The organism is Pseudomonas guangdongensis (assembly GCF_900105885.1).
Lineage (GTDB): Bacteria > Pseudomonadota > Gammaproteobacteria > Pseudomonadales > Pseudomonadaceae > Geopseudomonas > Geopseudomonas guangdongensis.
The window spans coordinates 2,764,350-2,785,255 of the sequence record NZ_LT629780.1 but is presented as its reverse complement, the minus strand read 5'-3'; the positions used below and the strand labels follow the sequence as shown (position 1 = coordinate 2,785,255).

At 70.4% G+C, this 20,906-nt stretch carries 16 protein-coding genes and 1 pseudogene; 5 read left to right on the top strand and 12 right to left on the bottom strand.

The window, feature by feature from the left end; translation table 11 throughout:
- The first annotated feature begins 29 nt into the window (after positions 1-29).
- From BLU22_RS12985 to BLU22_RS12965, 5 genes are all read left to right on the top strand, one after another.
- Positions 30-1,889, top strand: a complete 1,860-nt coding sequence (locus BLU22_RS12985; protein ID WP_090215279.1) for a long-chain-acyl-CoA synthetase — start codon at positions 30-32, stop codon at positions 1,887-1,889.
- A complete protein-coding gene (locus BLU22_RS12980) occupies positions 1,882-2,967 on the top strand; it encodes an MBL fold metallo-hydrolase (RefSeq protein ID WP_090215276.1) in 1,086 nt (361 codons plus the stop codon). Before BLU22_RS12985 ends, BLU22_RS12980 begins: the two co-directional genes overlap by 8 nt.
- 70 nt (positions 2,968-3,037) lie before the next feature.
- Positions 3,038-4,648: a DUF1302 domain-containing protein gene (locus BLU22_RS12975; RefSeq protein ID WP_090215274.1), complete on the top strand. Its 1,611-nt coding sequence runs from the start codon at positions 3,038-3,040 to the stop codon at positions 4,646-4,648.
- 132 nt (positions 4,649-4,780) lie between these two features.
- Positions 4,781-5,992, top strand: coding sequence for a thiolase family protein (locus tag BLU22_RS12970; protein WP_090215272.1), 1,212 nt, complete (start codon positions 4,781-4,783; stop codon positions 5,990-5,992).
- A gap of 5 nt (positions 5,993-5,997) precedes the next feature.
- A complete protein-coding gene (locus tag BLU22_RS12965) occupies positions 5,998-6,936 on the top strand; it encodes a bifunctional OB-fold nucleic acid binding domain-containing protein/MaoC family dehydratase (RefSeq protein WP_090216465.1) in 939 nt (312 codons plus the stop codon).
- Between the two features lie 296 nt (positions 6,937-7,232).
- Here BLU22_RS12965 and BLU22_RS15335 read toward each other — a convergent pair.
- The 12 genes and pseudogenes from BLU22_RS15335 to BLU22_RS12905 form a co-directional block, all read right to left on the bottom strand.
- Positions 7,233-7,424, bottom strand: a pseudogene (locus BLU22_RS15335) (helix-turn-helix domain-containing protein); the annotation flags it as partial.
- A gap of 12 nt (positions 7,425-7,436) precedes the next feature.
- Positions 7,437-8,363, bottom strand: coding sequence for a TauD/TfdA dioxygenase family protein (locus tag BLU22_RS15330; protein ID WP_090215269.1), 927 nt, complete (start codon positions 8,361-8,363; stop codon positions 7,437-7,439).
- 20 nt (positions 8,364-8,383) lie between these two features.
- On the bottom strand, positions 8,384-9,154 hold the full coding sequence (locus tag BLU22_RS12950) for a class II aldolase/adducin family protein (RefSeq protein WP_090215268.1): 771 nt from the start codon (positions 9,152-9,154) through the stop codon (positions 8,384-8,386).
- A gap of 167 nt (positions 9,155-9,321) precedes the next feature.
- Positions 9,322-10,362 carry an AraC family transcriptional regulator gene (locus BLU22_RS12945; protein WP_197676754.1) on the bottom strand — a complete coding sequence of 347 codons (1,041 nt, stop codon included), beginning with the start codon at positions 10,360-10,362 and terminating at the stop codon, positions 9,322-9,324.
- A gap of 377 nt (positions 10,363-10,739) precedes the next feature.
- A complete protein-coding gene (locus BLU22_RS12940) occupies positions 10,740-11,870 on the bottom strand; it encodes a TIGR03364 family FAD-dependent oxidoreductase (RefSeq protein WP_090215266.1) in 1,131 nt (376 codons plus the stop codon).
- An 11-nt stretch (positions 11,871-11,881) separates the two neighbouring features.
- The gene (locus BLU22_RS12935) at positions 11,882-12,892 is read right to left on the bottom strand and encodes a putative 2-aminoethylphosphonate ABC transporter substrate-binding protein (protein ID WP_090215264.1); all 1,011 of its coding nucleotides are present in this window, start codon (positions 12,890-12,892) and stop codon (positions 11,882-11,884) included.
- Positions 12,893-12,917: 25 nt separating this feature from the next.
- On the bottom strand, positions 12,918-13,748 hold the full coding sequence (phnX, locus tag BLU22_RS12930; RefSeq protein WP_090215261.1) for a phosphonoacetaldehyde hydrolase: 831 nt from the start codon (positions 13,746-13,748) through the stop codon (positions 12,918-12,920).
- A 20-nt stretch (positions 13,749-13,768) separates the two neighbouring features.
- The gene (locus BLU22_RS12925; protein WP_090215259.1) at positions 13,769-15,475 is read right to left on the bottom strand and encodes a putative 2-aminoethylphosphonate ABC transporter permease subunit; all 1,707 of its coding nucleotides are present in this window, start codon (positions 15,473-15,475) and stop codon (positions 13,769-13,771) included.
- Position 15,476: 1 nt separating this feature from the next.
- Positions 15,477-16,526 carry a putative 2-aminoethylphosphonate ABC transporter ATP-binding protein gene (locus tag BLU22_RS12920; RefSeq protein WP_394327528.1) on the bottom strand — a complete coding sequence of 350 codons (1,050 nt, stop codon included), beginning with the start codon at positions 16,524-16,526 and terminating at the stop codon, positions 15,477-15,479.
- Positions 16,527-16,650: 124 nt separating this feature from the next.
- A complete protein-coding gene (locus BLU22_RS12915; protein ID WP_090215256.1) occupies positions 16,651-17,520 on the bottom strand; it encodes a LysR substrate-binding domain-containing protein in 870 nt (289 codons plus the stop codon).
- A gap of 25 nt (positions 17,521-17,545) precedes the next feature.
- Positions 17,546-18,166 (bottom strand): 2'-5' RNA ligase family protein, encoded by a 621-nt coding sequence (locus BLU22_RS12910; RefSeq protein WP_090215254.1) that lies wholly within the window; start codon positions 18,164-18,166, stop codon positions 17,546-17,548.
- Positions 18,166-20,796, bottom strand: a complete 2,631-nt coding sequence (locus tag BLU22_RS12905; RefSeq protein WP_090215251.1) for a DEAD/DEAH box helicase — start codon at positions 20,794-20,796, stop codon at positions 18,166-18,168. The genes BLU22_RS12910 and BLU22_RS12905 overlap by 1 nt, the downstream gene beginning before the upstream one ends.
- Positions 20,797-20,906: the final 110 nt, after the last annotated feature.

Genomic DNA, 20,906 nt, shown 5'->3' with positions numbered 1-20,906 from the left:
CTCGAATCCATCAGGGGAACAACAACAAGATGAACGATCCCATCCAAGCCCAGACCGTGGCCGCGCTGGACGCCGCCCCGGTGCCCCGCGAGGTCACCCAGGCGCGCCTCGACCGCCGCGCCGCGGCCAGCGCGCTGATCAAGCCGCGCGATCCCTACACCATCGGCGACCGTCTGGAGGAGCAGGCGCAGCGCCTGGCCGCGCGGCCGTTGCTGATCTACGGTGGCGAGCGCTACAGCTACGCCGAGGTGGACGCGCGCGCCAACCAGGTGGCGCACGCCGCTCTGGCCCGTGGCCTCAAGGCCGGCGACGTCTGCGCGCTGGCGCTGGAGAACCGCCCGGAGTTCTTCTTCGCCTGGTTCGGCCTGGTCAAGCTCGGCGTGGTGGTGGCGCCGCTCAACACCCACGTCAGCGGCAAGCCGCTGGCCCATGCCCTGGAAACCACCGGCGCGCGCGCCGTGCTGGCCGGCGAGGAATGCCTGGCCAACTTCGCCGCCACCGAGAACCTGCCGGCGGTGCCGCTGTGGCTGGTGCCGGATGCCGAGAAGCCGGCGGGTGTCGAGCTGCGCGCGCTCACCGACCAAGGCTTCGCCGCCGAGGTGGCGGCCGCCCCGCGCCAGGCGCCGCCGCGCGAGCTGCGCGAAGGCATCAGCGCCGAGACGCCGAGCCTCTTGATCTTCACCTCCGGCACCACCGGCCTGCCCAAGGCGGCGCGCTACAGCCACATGCGCTGGATGAGTTCGGGCGACGTGATGGTAGAGACCCTGGAGGCCACCCCGGACGACGTCTTCTATTGCTGCCTGCCGCTCTATCACGGCGCGGCGGCCACCTCGGTGACCTCCACCGCGCTCAAGGTCGGCGCCGCCATCGTGGTGCGCCGGCGCTTCAGCGTGCGCGAGTTCTGGAGCGACGTGCGCAACCACGGCATCACCATCTGCCAGTACATCGGCGAGATCTGCCGCTACCTGCTCAACCTGCCGGAAGATGCGCGCGACCGCGAGCACAGCCTGCGCGCCATGCTCGGCGCCGGCCTGTCGCCGGAGTCCTGGCAGCGCTGGGTGGAGCGCTTCGGCGAGGTACAGATCTTCGAGGGCTGGGGCTCCACCGAGGCCAACACCAACCTGATCAACGTCGACAACCGCATCGGCTCCTGCGGCCGCGTGCCCTACTGGGAGAAGACCAACTTCCGCCTGGTGCGCTTCGACGTGGAAAGCGAGTCGCACCCGCGCGACGCCAACGGCTTCTACCTGCTGTGCCAGCCGGGCGAGGTGGGCGAGGCCATCGGCTACATCGTCGACCACCCGGACATCGGCGGCGGCCGCTTCGAGGGTTACACCTCGGCCGAGGCCACCGAGAAGAAGATCCTCCGCGACGTGTTCCAGAAGGGCGACGCCTACTGGAGCTCGGGCGATCTGCTGCGCTACGACGAGGACGGCTACTTCTACTTCGTCGACCGCATCGGCGACACCTTCCGCTGGAAGAGCGAGAACGTCTCGACCCTGGAGGTGGCCGACGCACTGGCCGACTATCCGGGCCTGGAGCTGATCAACATCTACGGCGTGCAGGTGCCGGGGCAGGAGGGCCGCGCCGGCATGGCGGCGGTGCTGATGCAGGACGGCCAGCAGTTCGATCCGGACAGCTTCTACGCGCTGACCGAGGCGCGTCTGCCGCGCTACGCCGCGCCGGTGTTCGTGCGCGTGTCGGCCGCCGCCGACCTGACCAGCACCTTCAAGCTGCGCAAGGTCGACCTGCAGCGCCAGGGCTACGACCCGGCGAATTTCGCCGATCCGCTGTACCTGCGCGACGACGGCGCCGGCACCTACCGGCCGTATTCGGCCGAGGCGCTGGCGGCCATCGGCCTGGCGCCCTTCGGTGATTCCCATGGTTGAACTCGACGCCAACGGCCACGAACTGCGTGCCGGCCTGCGCTTTCCCTGGGTGGCGCCGCCGGCCCCCGGCGAGACCCTGGAGGTGGCGCCCGGCGTGCTCTGGCTGCGCATGCCGCTGCCCTTCGGCCTCGATCACATCAACCTCTACCTGCTGCGCCATGGCGATGGCTGGGTGGCGGTCGACACCGGCCTGAACACCGAGCAGAGCCGCGCGGTGTGGGAGGCGGTGCTGGGCGGCGTGCTGGAGGGCCGGCCGCTGCTGGCGCTGATCTGCACCCACTTCCACTACGACCACAGCGGCCTGCTCGGCTGGCTGGCCGAACGCTTCCGCTGCCCGGTGTACATGACCCACGCCGAGTACCAGGCGCTGCATGTCGCGCCGCCGCGCAGCGACGAGCCGGACTGGGCCTTTCACCAGTTCTATCGCCAGGCCGGGCTGGCGGCGGAGGATTCGGCCGCCTTCCTGCCGATGGTCCGCGCGGCGCACTTCCGGCCGCGCGTGCCGAGCGCCTTCCGCCGCCTCAGGGAGGGCAGCGTGCTGCCCATCGGCGACCGGCGCTGGCAGGTGGTGCTCGGCCGCGGTCACTCGCCCGAGCACGCCTGCCTGCTCAGCGCCGAGGACGGCCTGCTGATTTCCGGCGATCAGGTGCTGCCGCGCATCACCTCGACGGTCGGCGTCAACGTCGACGAGCCGGACGGCGACCCGCTGCGCGACTGGCTGGCTTCCCTCGACCGGCTGGCCGCGCTGCCCGACGGCCTGCTGGTGCTGCCGGCCCACGAGCGGCCGTTCTTCGGCCTGCACCTGCGCCTCGCGCAGTTGCGCGCCCATCACCGCCAGCATCTCGACCAGACCCTGGAGCGCTGCAGCGAGCCGTGCACGGCGGCCGAGCTGATGGTCGAGCTGTTCCCGCGGCTGAAGAGCCGCTTCGACGAGCTGATGGCCATCGGCGAGACGCTGGCCCACACCAATTACCTCGTCACCGAGGGACTGCTGGTGCGCGAGACGGTGGCGGGCGTGTACCGCTACCGCCGCGCCCGGCCGCAAGACGCGCCGGCCGGTCTGCCTAGTCTGTTCTGACGAGGCGGGCCGGCCGGCGTTGCCAGGAAACTCGACGCGGCCGGTTGGCCGTCATTTGGAGAAAAGCAGCATGCACAATAACAACAATGTTCGTTGCAAGACTCTGGTTGCCCAGCGCTTCCCGCTCCTGGGCCTCGCCGCCGCCATCGCCATCGCCCTGGCCAGCGGCGCGGCGCACGCCGGCGAGTCCATCGAATTCGACAACGGCTTCACCCTGGACTGGACGCTCACCACCAGCTACGGCATCGGCATGCGCACCGAGTCGCCGGACGATGCGCTGCTGGGCCTCAACGCGGACGACGGCAACCGCAACTTCGACAAGGGCAGCCTGGTGACCCACCGGGTCGGTGCGCTGGCCGAGCTGATCCTGCACAGGGACAACTTCGGCGCGGTGCTGCGCGCTAGCACCTTCTATGACGACGCCTACCACGGACGCAACGACAACGACTCGCCGGCCACCGTCAACAAGTCCGGTGCCCACGACGAGTTCAGCAGCGACGCCAAGTACTACAGCGGCGGCCGCAGCCGCATCCTCGATGCCTACCTGTTCGGTGGCTGGCGCACCGACGATGGCCAGAACATCGACCTCAAGGCCGGCCGCCATGTGGTGTCCTGGGGCGAGAGCCTGATCTTCCCGGGTGTCTCCGGTGCCCAGGGACCGGTCGACGTGGTCAAGTCCTCGCTGCCGGGTATCGAGACCAAGGAAGTGCTGCTGCCGGTCGGCCAGGTGTCCGCGCAGTGGAGCCTCAACGAGGCGTTCACCTTCGGCGGCTACGTGCAGTACGAGTGGAAAGGCAACGAACTGGCGCCGGTCGGCAGCTACCTGTCGACCAGCGACGTCACCGGCCCCGGTCGCGAGATGCTGCTGGTTGACCTGACCAGGTTCGGCATGGGCATCCAGCAGGCTACCTACGCGGGTACCAATGAGCCGCGCGACAGCGGCCAGTGGGGCCTGCAGATGCGCTACCGGCCGACCGCCGATCTGGAGCTGTCGCTGTTCCGCATCAACTACCACGACCGCAACCCGTCCGGCATCGACATCAGCTCAGTCGGGGGCATCCCGCGCAGCTACCGGGTCAACTACTTCGAGGACATCCACCTCACCGGCGTGAGCTTCTCCACCAAGGTCGGCGACACCCAGATCGGCGGCGAATGGTCGTACCGCGACGGCGCGCCGGTGAACGTACTTACCGCCGGCGGCCCGCAGCCGACCAAGGGCAAGGGCCAGCAGATGCAGCTGTCGTTCATGCGCATCCTCGGCGACCGCCCGTGGGCCAGCCAGACCACCTTCATGGGCGAGGTGGTGCACCAGCGGGTCGACGACGTGGAGACGCTCAACGGCGCCGACGACTACAGCTTCAAGACCGCCACGGCGTGGAAGAGCAAGACGGCCACCGCCTACTCGCTGGTCGGCGTGTTCAACTACCCGGGCGTGTTCACCGGCTGGGACCTGGACGTGCCGGTGCGCTTCTCCCATGTGGTCGAGGGCGCCACGCCGATGTCCGGCACCATCTCCGGCGCCCAGGGCGACAAGCGCCTGACCGTCGGCACCACCTTCAAGTACATGGGCAACCTGGAAGTGGCGCTGGCCTACAACGCCTTCCTCGGCGAGGCCGACCCGATCCGCCGCCAGCTGGCCGACCGCGACTACGCCACCCTGTCCGCCAAGTACTCGTTCTGAGGCGCGGCACGGCGGAGCCTGCGGGCTCCTCCGTGCGGCCTACTCGGTTTGAACGATTCGAGCCGTCGACATGCGCGCCATAGTGGCCGCATGTCACGGCTCATCGAGCGCCCCGCACCAGTGGAGACAACCATGGGACTCAAAGGCAACGCCGCCATCGTCGGAGCGGCCCAGTACAAACCGGAGAAGTACGCCAGCGCGCCGCGCATGTTCCATCTGGAACAGGTGGCCGACCTCGCCGCGCGCGCCCTGGCCGACGCCGGCCTGCAGGCCTCGGACCTCGACGGTCTGGTGATCAACGGCCCGCAGTTCCACGAGGCCTCGGTGTTCGTCCCGGCGATGGCCGCCGAATACCTGGGCATGAAGCTCAACTTCGCCGAAGTCGTCGATCTGGGCGGCTGCACCTCGGTGGGCATGGTCTGGCGCGCTGCCGCCGCCATCGAACTGGGTCTGTGCCAGGCGGTGCTCTGCGTGCTGCCGGCGCGCATGGCTCCCTTCGGCCCCGACGAGGACCCGAGCTGGATGGCCCGCGCCATGCGCTTCGGCGGCCACAGCACCGCCTTCGGCGCGCCCGAGGCGGAGTTCGACCTGCCTTACGGGCACATGGGCCAGAACACCGGCTACGCGATGATCGCCCAGCGCTATGCCGCCCAGTACGGCTACGACGCCGAAGCGATGGCCAAGATCGCCGTCGATCAGCGCTTCAACGCCCAGTTCAACCCCGATGCCATGTTCTACGGCCAGCCGCTCACCGTGGAACAGGTGCTGGCCAGCAAGAAGGTCGCCGACCCGTTGCATGTGCTGGAGATCGTCATGCCGGTCGCCGGCGGCGCGGCGTTGATCGTCGCTTCCAAGGAAGTCGCCGCCCGCGCGCGCAACCGCGGCGCGGTGGTCACCGGCTTCGGCGAGCACCTGGAGTTCAAGTCGCCGTCCTACGCGAGCGACATGACCCGCACCCCGGTCGGCCCGGCCTCGGACCGCGCCTTCGCCATGGCCGGCCTCAAGCCCGCCGACATGCACGCGGCGCAGATCTACGACTGTTACACCATCACCGTGCTGCTGACCCTGGAAGACGCCGGCTTCGCGCCCAAGGGCGAGGGCATGCGCTTCGTCCGCGAGCACGACCTGACCTGGCGCGGCGACTTCCCGATGAACACCCACGGCGGCCAGCTTAGCTTCGGCCAGGCCGGCTCGGCCGGCGGCATGTCGCAGGTCATCGAGGCCTTCCACCAGATCGCCGGCCGCGCCGGCGACCGCCAGCTCACCCGCTGCGACAACGTCTACGTCTCCGGTACCGGCGGCGTGATGAGCGAGCAGGGCGCACTGATTCTTCAGGGAGCATGAGCGAGATGTCGACCAACAAACCGATGCCCGTGCCGACGGAAATCTCGGCGCCGTTCTGGGCTGGCCTCAAGGAGCAGCGCCTGACCATCCCGCAGTGCCAGGCCTGCGGCCACTGGGTCTTCTACCCGCGCCGCCACTGCGACCGCTGCTACTCCCACGACCTGAAATGGCAGGATGTTTCCGGCAGCGGCACGCTGTACAGCTTCACCGTGGCGCGCATCCCGACCCTGCCGGACTTCGCCGACGAGGCGCCGCAGAAGCTCGCCGTGGTCGAGCTGGACGAGGGCGTGCGGATCAACACCACCCTGGTCGGCCTTGCCGAGGACGAGATCAAGGTCGGCATGCGCCTCAAGCCGGTGTTCGACACCGTCGACGCCGAAGGCCGAACCCTGCTGCGCTTCACCGGCCTCGACAAGGACGTGGCCCCGCGCCGCTTCGACGAGCAGCAGGCCGTGGAGCAGGTCGAGGAACAGGCGCCGCGCCGGCAGATCCGCGTCGACGACGCCGAGGCCCTGCACGCGCTGGTCAGCGACCAGTTCACGGAGTGGAGCAACCAGTTCGTCGTCGATCAGGCGCTGATCGACGAGTTCGCCAGGCTGTCCGGCGACGACTACTGGATCCACACCGACCCGGAACGCGCCCGCAAGCAGGGCCCGTTCGGCGGCACCATCGTCCACGGCGCGCTGGTCCAGGTGCTGATGTCGCGCCTCAAGGTGCCGTTCGAGCACGAGATCGTCGGCTTCACCAACATGGTCAACTACGGCTCCGACCGCCTGCGCTTCCCCAGCCCGGTGCCGGCCGGCTCGCGCATCCACGCCCGCGGCCGGGTCAAGGCCGTGGAGATCGGCAAGCGCGGCACCCAGCTGACCCTGGAGCTGAACATCCACGTGGTCGGCAGCGAACGCCCGGCGGTGATCAACGATCTGGTCGTGTTGTACATGTAAGAGCGCTGAGAGTCGCCCTTTGGCCGTCCGCTGTGCATGCAGCGGGCGGCGTTTTTTTAGGTGCGCCGGACAGGCGGCATTGGCGCGATAGTGTCCATGTTGGGCGTCAGGCCTGAAGCCCGCTGTGCATGTTTTACGGATATCTACGGGTTTTCTGGCGATGCGCCGAGTGGCTGCGGCTTTATCGGAGTGTTGCGATTTCCTGTTTGGGCTCCGCAGTACTTGAGGCGCGCGGCCGCTGATCGGTGGGGCGCTCGGGGAGTTTCGTCCCGAGCGGCACAGGCGCGTGTGCGGCCTCAGAAAAACACGTCGGCAGGCACGCCAAAACGCTCGGACAGTGCGCGGATATGGCGGACATTGAGCTGGCGCTTGCCGCCAAGGATCTCGGAAATGACCGACTGTGCGCCCACCTCGGGCAGGTCGGCCTGGGTCAGGCCATGCTCCTGCATCAGGTAGCGCAGCACCTCCACGCCGCTGGCCTTGGGCAGTAGACGCTGCTGTCACTCCCCGCTCAACACCCGCCCCAGCATCCGATCCCCCTCGATGGTGGTGCGGTTGATCACCCGGCGCACGCCGGGCTTGGTGCCGGTGGCGCAGTGCATGGCGCGCCAGTTGTCCCAGAGGACCATGTCGCCCTGGCGCCACGGGTGGAAGTAGTGGAATTCCGGCTTGCGGGTATGCGCCACCAGGCGTTCGAGCAGTTCGATGGCCTCGTCGTTGCACAGGCCGAAGCGCTGCGGGGTGATGATGCGGTCGAGGAACTGCTCGACCACGCCAAGTATCTTGCGGCCGCTGACCGGGTGGGTGACCACCGCCGGGTAGACCGCATCGGCGAAGTCGGGGAAGCCGATGTCGGCGGGCTTCTTCGGCAGGCCGGGGCCTGGCACGTAGCCGTCCAGGTCGACGTAGCGCATGTGGCGGCGCTGCATGCTGAACGCGTAGGCCACCTCCAGCTTCTCCAGCAGCGCCTTGGTCTGGTCGTCGAGGGCGTCGAAGGCCTTGGCCAGGTCGCCGAAGCCGGTCATGCCGTCTTCGCGGGCGACCTCCACGGCGGTCAGCACGGCGCCGTGGTTGGGGCGGCCGGTGTAGTGCAGGTCGATGTGCCAGTCGAGACGGCCGACGATTTCCTCGCCGTGGTAGAAGGCGGTGGCGAACCTGTCCTTGGCGCCGTTGTTCTCCAGCACGAAGAGTTCCGGGTACTGGTCGGAGGTGGTGACCTTGAGCGGGTGCATCTCCAGCTTGCCGAACAGGCGGCTGAAGCGGATCTGGCTTTGCGGGGTGATGTCCTGGTCGCGGAACAGCAGGATGGCGTGTTCGTACCACAGAGCCTTCAGCTCGGCCTGCAGCGCCTCGCTGTAGGGGCCGTTGATGTCGAAGCCGGAGACTTCGACGCCGACGTTGTTCAGGGGGGTGACGATGAGGCCCATGGTTGTTCTCCTTATTGTCGTTATTCGAGGACGGACGGATCGTTGCGCAGCTCGCGGCGGGCCATGGCTTCCCAGAGGAAGGGGAAGCCGTTGGCGTCGGCCATCGCCAGGCGTTCGACCACCGCGTCGGCCAGCGGACGACCGCCGCCGGCCAGCTTGACCTCGTAGGCGCGGCGGCAGCGCCATTCCAGGGTGACGACGCGCAGGTGGGCCTGGCGCAGGTCGCGGCCGACCACCAGCGCGCCGTGGTTGGCCAGCAGCGCCCACTTGGCGTCGCCCAGCGCCTCGGCGGCGGACAGGCTGGTTTGCTGCTTCTCGAAGGTGCCGGTGTAGTCGTCGTACAGCGGCAGCTCGACGCCACAGTAAGCACCGGACTGGTCGTAGACCGGCGGCACCTGCTGCAGGTCGGCCCAGATGCCGCTCCACCGGGCGTGGTTGTGGATCACCACGTTGGCGTCGGGACGCAGCTCGTGCAGCTGCAGGTGCAGGCCGAGGGCGGGGGTGACGTTCCAGTCGCTGTCGAGGACCTTGCCGTGGCGGTCGAGGGTGACGATGTCGCTGGCGCGCAGCTCGTCCCAGGCCAGCTCCCAGGGGTTGGTGAGTATGGTGCCGTCGCTCTGGCGCACGGTGATGTGCCCGGCGATGTGGTCGTCCCAGCCCTCGCGCCTGAGCATCCGGCACATCAGCGCGACCTGCGCCTTGGCGTTCAGCGCGGGCAGCAGCGGGCGCGCGCCGGGGTTGGGGGTGAATTTTTCCAGCAGATGGGCGTTGATGCCCTCGGTTTTCAGCATGATGGTGCTCCAGTGGCTTCTTGTTGTGCGGTCGATGCTAGAGCTGCCGGGCCTGTGCAGGCATTGCCGATGCGGACAGTTCGATGGCCGATCCGGCCATGTTGGCGGGCGGTGCTGAGGGTGTGGCGCGGGGTGGCGAGGGGAGGCGTGGCGCAGACGCGCGACGTTCAGCCGAACAGCCGCTCGCGGAAGGCGCTGGGCGACAGCCCGGTCCACTTCTTGAAGGCGCGGAAGAAGCCCGAGTTGTCGGCGTAGCCGAGCTGCTGGGCGATGCGGGTGATGCTCTGGGTCGGGTCGCTGAGCGCCCGGCGGGCGTGGATCTCGCGCACCTGGTCGACCAGTTGCTGGTACTGCCAGCCCTGGGCGAGCAGCTTGCGGCTGAGAGTGCGCGGGCTGCAGTGCAGGGCCTCGGCGGCGGCGGTCAGATCCGGCGGTTCGGCGATCTGCCCGGCGATCATCTGCGACAGCCGCCAGGCCACCTCGCCTCCGTTGCGCTCGATGCTGCGCCGCTCGCACAGGCTGGCGTACAGCGCGGCGCTCTGCGGGCTGGCCTGGGGCAGCGGCTGGTCGAGCACGGCGGCGTCGAAGAACAGCTGGGTGGCCGGCGCGTCGAACTGGATCGGGCAGCCGAACACCGCGGGGTACTGCTCGGCATGGGGTGGCGCGGGGAAGTCGCAGCGCAGGCGGGTAACCGGCAGGGGGCGGCCCAGCACCCAGCGACAGCTGGCGACGATGCTGCCGAGCACGTCCTCCACCGCCAGCAGGCGCAGCGGGCCGAGATCGTCCCTGGCGTGGATCTGGTAGCAGCCCTGGCCTTCGATCTCGCTGAACGCGGTGATGATCGAGCGCCCGGAGAAGCGCCCCGGGTAGTTCTGGTAGCGCAGGCCGGCGTGGCTCGCCTCGCGCAGGGTGCCGCAGCTCATCATCAGGTGGCCGAGCTGGTCGAAAGTGGCCAGCGAGCGCTGGATGCCCAGTTGCAGGCCGAGACCGCTGTTGCCGCTCAGCTGCAGCGCATCGAGCAGCAGCGCGCGGTGCCGCTCGGTGCTGACCGTGGCATCGGCGTCCAGCAGGCGTGCGGGGTCCAGCCGGTGACGGCGAGCCAACTGCGCGCTGTCGATGCCCTGGCTCTGCAGGAAGTCGAGCAGCCAGACGATGTAACGCGGGTCGGTGTTGATGGAGGACCTCCCGATGGTGGTCTGGGCGCCCACGGCACGGCGCACCGGCGAGCAGGGGGTGCGGCGGATTTGAGCACTCCACGGGACGATGCCGCCTACTCGATTTGCATGATGCGCACCGCGCCCGGCCTGTGTTCGGCGGCGCGCGGTGAGCACCGCTGCAGAAGGTGCCCGAGCACTCCGCAGGGCACTGGTGCGGCGGTTCGCCGGTTACACGTCGGCGGCGATCCGTGCCGTACGGCAAAAGCCGGGCAACGGCCTGCCCGATGCCCGGCAGGCCGTTGCCCGGTGGTTTGGCAGCCAGAAGTGCCGAGGCTCCATCGGCACCCGGCCAGCGGGGCTTCAAGCAGTGGCCCGGCAGTCTCCGGGCGGCGCAGGGAGGATGTGCGCCGCCGCAGTCCCGCCCGCCCTCACTCGCCCAGCAGCGCCGCGACGGTGCGCTCGCCCAGCGCCGGGCCGACGCTCATGCCCAGGCCGGTGTGCATCAGCACCGCGGTGATGCCCTCGCCGGCCGGGGTCACCGAGAAGGGGCCCGGGCCGCGGCCGCCGTAGACGCCCTGCCAGCGCTCGACCACCCGCAGCGGAGTGGCCAGGGTGTGCTCGGCCAGTTCCAGCAGCAGCTTGTCGACTTCCTCGGCGTTGAACGGCGAGGCGTCCTGGCCGTAGTCGTGGGAGTCGCCGATGATCAGCTCGCCGTGGGGCGTCGGGCTGACCAGCAAGTGGATGCCGAAGCGCTCCAGCGCCGGGCATTCGCGGCGGATCTGCGCGCGCACCGCGTCGGCCTCCGGCAGGTCGGCGAAGGCGCCGTAGTGCACGCCGGACAGGCCGGTGAGCACCGCGTGGTTCAGCTCGAAGGACTGCTGCGGGGCGACGCGCAGCATCTGCAGGCGGCAGACCTGCGGTTCCAGGGTGCGCAGGGTGTCGGCCAGCAGGGTCAGGTAGTCGTGGCCGGCACAGACCAGGATGTGCCCGGCCTGGAAGCGCCCGGCGGTGGTGTACAGCACGCCGGGCTCGACCTCGCGCACCAGGGTGGAGAAGTGGAACTCCACGCCGTGCTCGCGGGCCAGCCAGGCGGCGATGGCCGGGAGTGCCTCGCGCGAATAGAGCTGCTGGTCGTCGAAGCCGTGCAGGGCGGCGCGGTGGTGGCGGAAGCGTCCGCCGTAGATCTCGCCCAGCGCCTCGCGGCCGAGCAGCTCGACGCGGTAGCCGTGCTCGCGGGCGCGGCCGGCGCAGAACGCCTCGATCAGTTGCTCCTCGGCCTCGCTGCGGGCGAACAGCAGCGAGCCTTCGCGCTTGACCGCAAAGCCCGCCGCCTCGGCCCAGCCGGCCCAGATCGGCCGGCTCTGGCGGGCCAGGTCGAGCATCGGGCCGGGCGCCTGGCCGGTGATCAGGCCCATGCCGAAGTTGCGTACCGAGGCGCCGAGGGCGCGCTCGCTGCGTTCGAAGACGCGGACCTTGAGGCCGCGGCGGGCGGCGGCGAAGGCGTGGGCCAGGCCGAGGATGCCGGCGCCGACGATGGCGATGTCGGAACGGTTGTGCATGGTGGTTCTCCTCACTGTTTCTCGGACTTGCCGTCGTAGCGCCGGCGCCATTCGGCGAGGATGCGCTCGCGCTCCTCGGCGGCCCAGGCGAAGTCGTTGGCGATCAGGCGTTGTTCGTAGTCGGCCGGCAGCTCGCTGATGCGCTGGGCGATGCCCGGCTGGGCGAGCACGGCGAAGTTGTGGCTGTAGAGGCGCATGGCCTCGGGGCTGGCGGAGAAGTCGGCGAGCTTGCGCGCCGCATCCATGGCGTCGCTGCCCTTGAGGATGGCGGTGGCCTCCACCTCCCAGCCGAGGCCTTCCTTGGGCAGCACGATGTCCAGCGGCGCACCCTGGCGCTGCAGCTGGATGGCCGGGTATTCGAAGGAGATGCCCACCGGGAACTCGCCAGCGGCGGCCAGCTTGCACGGCTTGGAGCCGGAGTGGGTGTACTGGCCGATGTTCTCGTGCAGCTTGTCCATGAACGCCCAGCCCTGCTGCTCGCCGAAGGTCTGCAGCCAGGCGCTGACGTCGAGGTAGCCGGTGCCGGAGGAGGCCGGGTTGGGCATGACGATCTTGCCTTTGTAGACCGGGTCGGTGAGGTCTTCCCAGCGGGTCGGTTTGGGCAGGCCCTGCTTCTCGGCCTCGACGCGGTTGAAGCACACGGTGGCGGCCCACACGTCCATGCCCACCCAGCCCGGCGGGTTGGCGGCGTCGCGGTACTTGGCGTCGATGTTGGGCAGGTTCTGCGGCGCGTAGGCTTCGAGCATGTCGTGCTGGGCGAGGATCGCCAGGCTGGAGGCGGCCAGACCCCAGACCGCGTCGGCCTGCGGGCGGTCCTTCTCGGCCAAGAGCTTGGCGGTGATGATCCCGGTGGAGTCGCGCACCCAGCGGATCTCGATGTCCGGGTGCTGCTTCTCGAAGGCTTCCTTGTAGACTTTGAGCTGTTCCACCTCCAGGGCGGTGTAGACGGTCAGCTCGGTGGCGGCCTGGGCCTGCAGGGCGGCGGCGCCCAGGGCGACGGCGAGGGCAAGACGTTTGAACATGGGGATTTCCTTGTGCGAAGGGAATTCAGCGGGCGCTGCCCGGCAGTTCGCCGCGGGCCAGACGCAGGTCGATGGCGTCGACGATCGCCGGCAGCTCGGCGAGGGTGTCGATCAGGTAGTGCGGCCGGCAGGGCGCGAACAGCGCGTCGAGGCGCCGGCACTCGGCGGCACGCTGCGCGGGCGAGAGCGCCCGGTACTCGTCCCAGGTCAGCCCGGCGAAGTTGCCGGAGAAGCGCAGCGCCACGGTCCACATGCCGGCACGGTGGCCTTCGAGGATGCCCGGCGCGGTGTCGTCGACCTTGACGCAGGCGCCGACGTGCTCGATGCCCAGCGCCACCACGTTGGCCAGGGCCGGCGCCGGGCCGGGGCGGCCGCGCGGCACCTCGTCGCTGGCCACCACATGGTCGGGGCGGTAGCCGGCGGCGGCGGCCAGCTCGACCACCTTGTCCATCACCGCGCGCGGGTAGCCCGAGCAGGTGCCGATGCGCAGGCCGCGTTCGCGCAGGGCGGCGATGGCCTCCAGCGCGCCGGGGATCAGCGCCGAGTGTTCGCCGACCTTGGCGATCTGCAGCGGCATGAAGCGCTCGTAGAGGGCGGTGACGTCGGCGTCGCTCGGCAGGCGGCCGAAGCGGCGCTGGAAGCGTTCGGCGATGGCCGGCTGGTCGCACAGGGCGCGGATGTGGTCCCACTTGCCCATGCCCATCGGGCCGCGGGCCTCGTCCAGGCTGATCTCGACGTCGAACTGGGCGAAGGCCTCGACGAAGATGCGGGTCGGCGCGAAGGAGCCGAAGTCCACCACGGTGCCGGCCCAGTCGAGAATGGCGGCTTCCAGGCGGTCGGGGGTCTGATAGTGCATGAGGGTTCTCCGGGGGTGAGTCAGTGGCTCGGGTCCTGGCGCCAGGCCTGGCTGCGGCGCAGCAGCCCGCGCGAGGCGGCGGCCAGCAGCAGGGACACGGCGGCGGAGGTGAGCAGGATCAGGGTGGACATGGCGGCGGCGCCGCCGACGTTGCCGGCGTCGTCCATGTTCAGCACGGCGATGGCGGCGAGCATGCTGTCCGGGCTGTAGAGGAAGATCACCGCCGACACCGTGGTCATCGCCGAGACGAACAGGTAGCGGACGATGTCCAGCAGCGCCGGCAGGCACAGCGGCAGGGTGACGCGCAGGTAGTGGCGGAACAGCGGCACGCGCAGCGACAGCGCGGCGGCCTCGAACTCGCCGTCGAGCTGGCGCAGCGCGGTGCTGGCGGTGATCTGCGCGGTGCTCAGGAAGTGCGCCACGGTGCACACGGTGAGCAGCAGCAGGCTGCCGTACAGGCCGCCGAGCGGGTTGCCCGGCAGGTTGAAGAAGAACACGTAGCCGAGGCCGAGCACGAGACCGGGCACCGCCATCGGCACGAAGCACAGCAGGCGCAGGACCTGGGTGAGAGCGTCCTGACGGGTCTTCTCCAGCAGCCAAGCGCCGGTGAAGATCAGGAAACCGCCGATCAGCGCGCTGGCGGAGGCCATCAGCAGGCTGTTGAAGTACGGCTGCCAGCCGCCGGGCAGGTCGGCGAAGGCGTAGTGGCGCAGCGACAGCGACAGGTTGTACGGCCAGAAGGCGACCAGCGACGAGTACACCGCCATGCCGAACACCAGGAGCAGCAGGCTGCACAGGGCTATCACCACGGCGAGGAAAGTGGCGTCGCGGCGCGGCGCAGGCACAGGGCGGAACACCTGAGCGCGGCCGCTCATGGCGTCGCGCTGGCGGCGGCGCAGCCAGGCGTCGACCGCGAAGCTGAGCAGCGCCGGCACCAAGAGCACTAGGCCGATCAGCGCGCCGCGGCCGAACTGCTGCTGGCCGACCACCGCCTTGTAGGCCTCCAGCGCCAGCACCTGGTAGTCGCCGCCGATCACTACCGGCACGCCGAAGTCGGTGATGGTCAGGGTGAACACCAGACAGAAGGCGGCGAATACGCCCTGGCGGCTGCCCGGCCAGGTGATGCTGCGGAATGCCTTCCAGGGACTCGCGCCCATGCTCGCCGCGGCGTCGAACAGCCGCGCGTCGGCCAGCGCCAACGCCGAGAGCAGGATCATCAAGGCATGGGGGAAGGTGTAGATCGCCTCGCCGAGGACGATGCCCCAGAAGCCGTAGATGTTGTCGTCCAGCAGCTCGCGCAGCAGCCCCTGGTTGCCGAACAGGTAGATCAGCGCGATGCCCGGCAGCATCGACGGCGCCAACAGCGGCAGCAGGGAGATGCCGCGCCACAGGCCCTTGGCCGGGATCAGCGTGCGCTGCAGGGCGTAGGCGAACAGGTAGGCCAGCGGCACCACGATCAGCGCCACGGTCAGCGCGACCTTGAGGCTGTTGCCGAGCAGCCAGCGGAAGTTGGCGCTGGCCAGCAGCTCGGCGGCGGCGGCCAGACCGCCGCCCTGGCCGGGCTCGCCGGCAAAGCCGCGCCAGAGCATGGCGGTCAGCGGCAGCAGTACGGCGAGCAGCAGCAGGACCAGCATCGTCCACTTGCCGCCGTCGATGAACAGGCGGTCGGCGCGGGCGCAGCGCAGGCCGGCGTCGCGGCCGGCGGGGAGGGTGAGGGAGCTGTGCATGTCAGGCGAACACCTGCAGGCGGTGCGGCGGCAGGGCGACCCACAGCTCGCCGGCCGGATGCGGCAGCGCCTCGGGGGCGACCTCGGCCTGCAGGGCGTGGCCGGGCAGTTCGTCCAGTTCGAAGCTCAGTCGGCAGCGGTTGCCGAGGAAGGTGATCTCGCGCATCTGCGCGCGGCACAGGTTCGGCTCGTGCACCGTCGGGTTGACCACGATGGCTTCCGGGCGGCAGAACAGCCGGCCGCGCTCGGCGCGAGCCGCCACCGGTAGGCGCAGGCTGAGGCTGCCGACCCGAGCGAAGCCGTCGCCGGCCTGCTCGAAGGGCAGCCAGTTGCCCTGGCCGACGAACTCGGCGACGAACGGGCTGGCCGGGTTGGCGTAGATCTCCCGCGGGGTGGCGTACTGCTCGACGCGCCCGTGGTTCATCACCGCGATGCGGTCGGCCATCAGCATGGCCTCGTCCTGGTTGTGGGTGACCATCAGGGTGGTGATGCCGAGCTGGCGCTGCAGGGCGCGCAGCTCGCTGCACAGGTGTTCGCGCACGCGGGCGTCGAGGGCCGACATCGGCTCGTCGAGCAGCAACAGCGAGGGCGCCGGTGCCAGCGCGCGGGCCAGGGCGACGCGCTGCTGCTGGCCGCCGGAGAGCTGGCCGGGGTACTTCTTCTCGCTGCCGGTGAGGCCGACCAGTTCGAGCATCTGCGCGACCCGTGCGCGGATCGCCTCGCGCTCGCTGCCGGCCAGGCCGTAGGCGATGTTCTGCTCGACGGTGAGGTTGGGGAACAGCGCGTAGGACTGGAACAGGATGCCGTAGTCGCGGGCCTGCGGCGGCAGCGTGGAGATGTCGCGGCTGCCTATGTACAGGGCGCCGCCGTCCTGGCGTTCGAGGCCGGCGACGCAGCGCAGCAGGGTGGTCTTGCCGCAGCCGGAAGGGCCGAGCAGGCAGACCAGCTCGCCGGCGGCGATGTCCAGGGAGACGCCGTCTAGGGCGGTGAAGCCGCCGAAGCGCTTGCGCAACTGGTGGACGCGCAGGTGCGCGGTGGGCATGGGGTGCATGGTGCGATCCTCGTGGAGCGGTATGACTCGACGAGGGTCATGCTAGGGCGCGTGTGCTAAGGCCTTGTGGCAGTTGGGCAAAAGCTGCCGATGGAGGTATCGGGATTTTTGTGAAGCGGGGATGTCAGTCCGCTCGTTCGGCGAACTCGCGGGCCACGGCGAGGAAGGCCGCCGGCAGGCGCGCCAGGCGGCGCTCCTTGAGGCAGTAGAGGTATTCGGCGATCTCGGGCGCGCCTTCCAGGGTCAGCACGCGCAGCTCCGGGCTGTGCGGCACCTCGTGGCGGGCGATGATGCCGACGCCGATGTTGCGCAGCACCGCCTCGCGGATCGACTCGCGGCTGCCGATCTCCAGCAGCGCCTGCGGGCGCACGCCGGCCTCCGCGAGCATGCGCTCGGTCAGCTGGCGGGTGGTGGAGCCGGGTTCGCGCATCAGCAGGCAGTGCCGCGCCAGGGCGGCCAGCGGCACGCTGCCCAGCGCCGCCAGCGGATGCTCGCGGTGCACCGCCAGCACCAGCGGATCGCGACCCAGCTCCAGGCGCACCAGGCGCGGATCGTCGAGGCGCTGCGAGGAGGCGGCGAGGTCGACGCGGAACTCGTCGAGCGCCTCCAGCACTTCCTGGGAATTGCCGATCTGCACCGCCACCTCGACCTGCGGCAGGCGCTCGCGAAAGCCCTTGAGCAGGTCGAGCACGTAGTAGGGCGCGGTGGCGCCGAGGCGCAGGCTGCCCTGCAACTGGCCGCTGTTGCGCAGGAAGAACTCGATGTCGGCCTCCTGCTGCAGCAGCGCGCGCACCCTGGGCAGCAGCGCGGCGCCGGCGTCGCTGAGGCTCAGCCGGCGGCCGCCGCGGTAGAACAGCTCGATGCCGTAGCGCGCCTCCAGCTGGCGGATCTGGGTGGTCACCGTCGGCTGGCTGAGGCCGAGCTTCTTCGCCGCCTGGGTGATGCTGCCCAGTTGTGCCACCTGATAGAAGGCTTTCAGTTCGCTGCTCAACATGTCGGGCTCCGTGCCGGGGGTGTGCTCAGTCTAGCGCCAGGCGCCGCTCGCAGCGCAGCGGGCCGGCCAGGTCGGCGGCGGCGTAGGTGGCGTAGTGCAGCTCGCGCACCGGCAGGCTCAGCGGCGTGTGGTCGACGCTCGCCGCCAGGCGCCGCTGCAACTCGGCGTGGGCGACGGCGCGGGCATAGCGGCCGACGGTCAGGTGCGGGCGGTAGGGCGCCTGGCGGATTTCCGCACCCTGCGCCGCCAGCGCCGCGCGCAGCGGCGCCAGGCTGGCGTCGGGATCGTCCACCGTCAGGTAGGGTGCGCTGGCGAAGCTGCGCAGGCCGCCGATGCGCAGGACGAAGGGCGCGGCGCGCAGGCGGCGCAGCGCATCAAGCTGGGCGGCGAGGCGCGTGGCGGGGAAATCGTCGTCGAACTGTGGGGATTGCGCAGGGAATCCGCAGACGAACAGGGTGATGTGCGCCTGGCGGCGGCAGTCCTCATGCAGCCAGTCGCCGAGCCGGGCGCGCGCCTCGGCCAGCCGGGCGAGGATGCGCGGGCACTCCACCGGCAGGCTCCACAGCGCGTAGCGCGAGCGGCCGCGATGCCAGTCCGGATAGTCGCCCCCGCGGCAGGGCAGGGTGGCGGCGAAGGGCGCGTCCATCAGGGCAGCGGCGCCAGCAGGGCGTCGAGATCGGCCTCGCTGAGCGACCAGTCGCCCTGCGCGCCGCCGTCGAGCACGCTGCGCGCCAGGCTGGCCTTGCTGTGCTGCAGTTGCTGGATCTTCTCCTCGACGCTGCCGCGGGCGATCAGCTTGTAGACGAACACCGGCTTGTCCTGGCCGATGCGGTAGGCGCGGTCGCTGGCCTGGGCCTCGGCGGCCGGGTTCCACCAGGGATCGAAGTGGATCACCGTGTCGGCGGCGGTGAGGTTGAGGCCGGCGCCGCCGGCCTTGAGGCTGATCAGGAACACCGGCACCCGGCCGCTCTGGAAGGCCTCCACCGGCGCGCGGCGGTCGCGGCTGGCGCCGGTCAGGGTGACGTGGGCGATGCGCCGCGCGCTCAGTTCGGCGGCGATCAGTTCGAGCATCGAGGTGAACTGCGAGAACAGCAGCACCCGGCGGCCCTCGCTGATCAGCTCGTCGAGCATGTCGAGCAGGGCGGTGAGCTTGCCGGAGTCGGCGCTGGCGTAGCCGGCGGCCTGTTCGTCGCCGAGCAGGCGCAGGTCGCAGCAGGCCTGGCGCAGGCGCAGCAGCGCTTCGAGGATCAGCAGCTGGCTGCGGCCCAGCCCCAGGCGCTGGATCTCGGCGCGCACCTTCTGGTCCATGGCCAGGCGCAGCGCCTCGTAGCGGTCGCGCTGCACGTCGGTCAGCTCGATGCGCAGGGTGATCTCGGTCTTGGGCGGCAGCTCGCGGGCCACCTGCTCCTTGCTGCGGCGCAGCATGAAGGGCCGCACGCGGGCGTTGAGATGCGCCAGGCGCAGGGCGTCGCCCTGCTTCTCGATGGGCGTGCGGTAGTTGCGGGCGAAGGTCTTGCTGTCGCCGAGCCAGCCGGGCATCAGGAAGTTGAACAGCGACCACAGCTCGCCCAGGTGGTTTTCCAGCGGCGTGCCGGTCAGGCACAGGCGCTGGGCGGCGTCGAGCTGGCCGGCGGCGCTGGCCGCCTTGCTGCGCGGGTTCTTGATGTTCTGCGCCTCGTCGAGGATCAGCAGGTGCCAGGGGCGGGCGGCGAACTGCTTGAGGTCGCGCGGCAGCAGGGCATAGGTGGTCAGCACCAGGTCGTGCTGGTCGATCTGGGCGAACAGTGCCTTGCGCTTGGCGCCGTGCAGGGCCAGCACGCGCAGCTCGGGGGCGAAGCGCGCGGCCTCGTCCTGCCAGTTGGGAATCAGGCTGGTGGGCATGACGATCAGCGCCGGCCGGTCGAGGCGCCCGGCGCGCTTCTCGGCGAGGATGTGCGCCAGGGTCTGCAGCGTCTTGCCCAGGCCCATGTCGTCGGCGAGGATGCCGCCCATGCCCAGCTCGCGCAGGGTCTGCATCCAGCTCAGGCCCTGCTGCTGGTAGTCGCGCAGCTCGGCCCGCAGCCCGGCGGGCGCGGCGACCCGGCGCTGCGGCAGCTCGGCCAGGCGTCTGGCGAAGTCGCGCAGGCGCTCGCCGCCGAGCCAGTGCAGGGTCGGCAACTGTTCCAGCTGCGCCAGCCGCGCGGCGTCGGCGCGGGCCAAGCGCAGGGTGTCGGCGGCGCCCTCGTCGTCGCGCAGGTACAGCTCGCCGAGGCTGGCCAGCAGCGGCCGCAGCCGCCCGAACGGCAGGGCCACGCGGCGCCCGCCGTGGCTGCGCGGCAGCGGCACCAGCAGCACCTCGTCGTCGCCGCGGCGGGCCAGCGCCTCGCCGGTGAGCAGCCAGGGCGAGTGGCGGATGGCGTGCAGCAGGATCGGCAGCAGGCTGACCTTCTGGCCGTCCACCTCGATGCCCATCTCCAGGTCGAACCAGTCGTGCTCGGCCTCCGCGACGCTGGCGTACCACTGGCCGACCTCGGCGAGGTTGAAGTGGAAGTCCGGCTGCAGGCGCACCTGCCAGCCGCGCTCGCGCAGTTGCGGCAGGCCCTCGCGGACGAAATGCAGCCAGGCGCCGTCGTCGGCCAGCTCGAAGGGCTCGCCGGCGCTTTCCGGCAGCGCCTCGCTGCGCCGCAGGGCGACGGCGAAGCCCAGCTCGACGAGCTGCTGGCGCCAGGCCGCCTCGCTTTCCAGGTCGCGGAGGATGCGCAGGCGCCGGCCGCCGTCGAGGTTGACCAGCAACTCGCGCGCGCCGCGACCGAAGGCCAGGTGGCCCTGGTAGTCGAAGGCCAGCGCGGCGCGGTGCTGGGTCTGTTCGAGCATGCGCCCCTTGCGGGCGTCGTAGTGGGCGCGCACATGGCTGCCGAGCAGCAGGCGCGGGCGCGGCGGCCGGGCGGGCAGTTCGACGACCTGCGGTGCCGGCGCGTCGCTGCCCGGCAGGCGCTGGCCGGCCTGCTGCAGGCGCTCCAGGGTCAGCAGGGCGGCCACCACATGCTTGCAGTTGTAGCCCACCGGGCAGTTGCAGCGCCCGTCCACGTCCCAGCGCCCGGCCCGTTCGATCAGGCGGATGCGCTGGCGATAGCGCTGCCAGCCGGAGCCGCGGCACTCGGCGAGCAGCTCGCCGGCCTCGAAGCGCAGGTTCTGCGCGCGCTCCTCGTCGGCATAGGCGCGACCGCGCTGGAAGTCGCCGCTGGCAATGGCGTGGCGCCAGTCCTGCAGGCGCAGGTGGTGGAGATCGAGGGTCATCGGCTGTGGATCGGCTGCAGGCGCGCGGGCGGCGCTGAAAAAAGGCGCGGATTGTCGCACAACCGGGGCCGGGAGCAAGCCGCGGGACCTGCCGGCCAGGGCCGGGCGCC

What these genes read in the sequence shown, in the direction of transcription:
- BLU22_RS12985 (WP_090215279.1), top strand. Translation starts at nt 30, where the DNA reads ATGAACGATCCCATCCAAGCCCAGACCGTGGCCGCGCTGGACGCCGCC.
- BLU22_RS12980 (WP_090215276.1), top strand. Translation starts at nt 1,882, where the DNA reads ATGGTTGAACTCGACGCCAACGGCCACGAACTGCGTGCCGGCCTGCGC.
- BLU22_RS12975 (WP_090215274.1), top strand. Translation starts at nt 3,038, where the DNA reads ATGCACAATAACAACAATGTTCGTTGCAAGACTCTGGTTGCCCAGCGC.
- BLU22_RS12970 (WP_090215272.1), top strand. Translation starts at nt 4,781, where the DNA reads ATGGGACTCAAAGGCAACGCCGCCATCGTCGGAGCGGCCCAGTACAAA.
- BLU22_RS12965 (WP_090216465.1), top strand. Translation starts at nt 5,998, where the DNA reads ATGTCGACCAACAAACCGATGCCCGTGCCGACGGAAATCTCGGCGCCG.
- BLU22_RS15330 (WP_090215269.1), bottom strand. Translation starts at nt 8,363, where the DNA reads ATGGGCCTCATCGTCACCCCCCTGAACAACGTCGGCGTCGAAGTCTCC.
- BLU22_RS12950 (WP_090215268.1), bottom strand. Translation starts at nt 9,154, where the DNA reads ATGCTGAAAACCGAGGGCATCAACGCCCATCTGCTGGAAAAATTCACC.
- BLU22_RS12940 (WP_090215266.1), bottom strand. Translation starts at nt 11,870, where the DNA reads ATGCACAACCGTTCCGACATCGCCATCGTCGGCGCCGGCATCCTCGGC.
- BLU22_RS12935 (WP_090215264.1), bottom strand. Translation starts at nt 12,892, where the DNA reads ATGTTCAAACGTCTTGCCCTCGCCGTCGCCCTGGGCGCCGCCGCCCTG.
- phnX (WP_090215261.1), bottom strand. Translation starts at nt 13,748, where the DNA reads ATGCACTATCAGACCCCCGACCGCCTGGAAGCCGCCATTCTCGACTGG.
- BLU22_RS12925 (WP_090215259.1), bottom strand. Translation starts at nt 15,475, where the DNA reads ATGCACAGCTCCCTCACCCTCCCCGCCGGCCGCGACGCCGGCCTGCGC.
- BLU22_RS12920 (WP_394327528.1), bottom strand. Translation starts at nt 16,526, where the DNA reads ATGCACCCCATGCCCACCGCGCACCTGCGCGTCCACCAGTTGCGCAAG.
- BLU22_RS12915 (WP_090215256.1), bottom strand. Translation starts at nt 17,520, where the DNA reads ATGTTGAGCAGCGAACTGAAAGCCTTCTATCAGGTGGCACAACTGGGC.
- BLU22_RS12910 (WP_090215254.1), bottom strand. Translation starts at nt 18,166, where the DNA reads ATGGACGCGCCCTTCGCCGCCACCCTGCCCTGCCGCGGGGGCGACTAT.
- BLU22_RS12905 (WP_090215251.1), bottom strand. Translation starts at nt 20,796, where the DNA reads ATGACCCTCGATCTCCACCACCTGCGCCTGCAGGACTGGCGCCACGCC.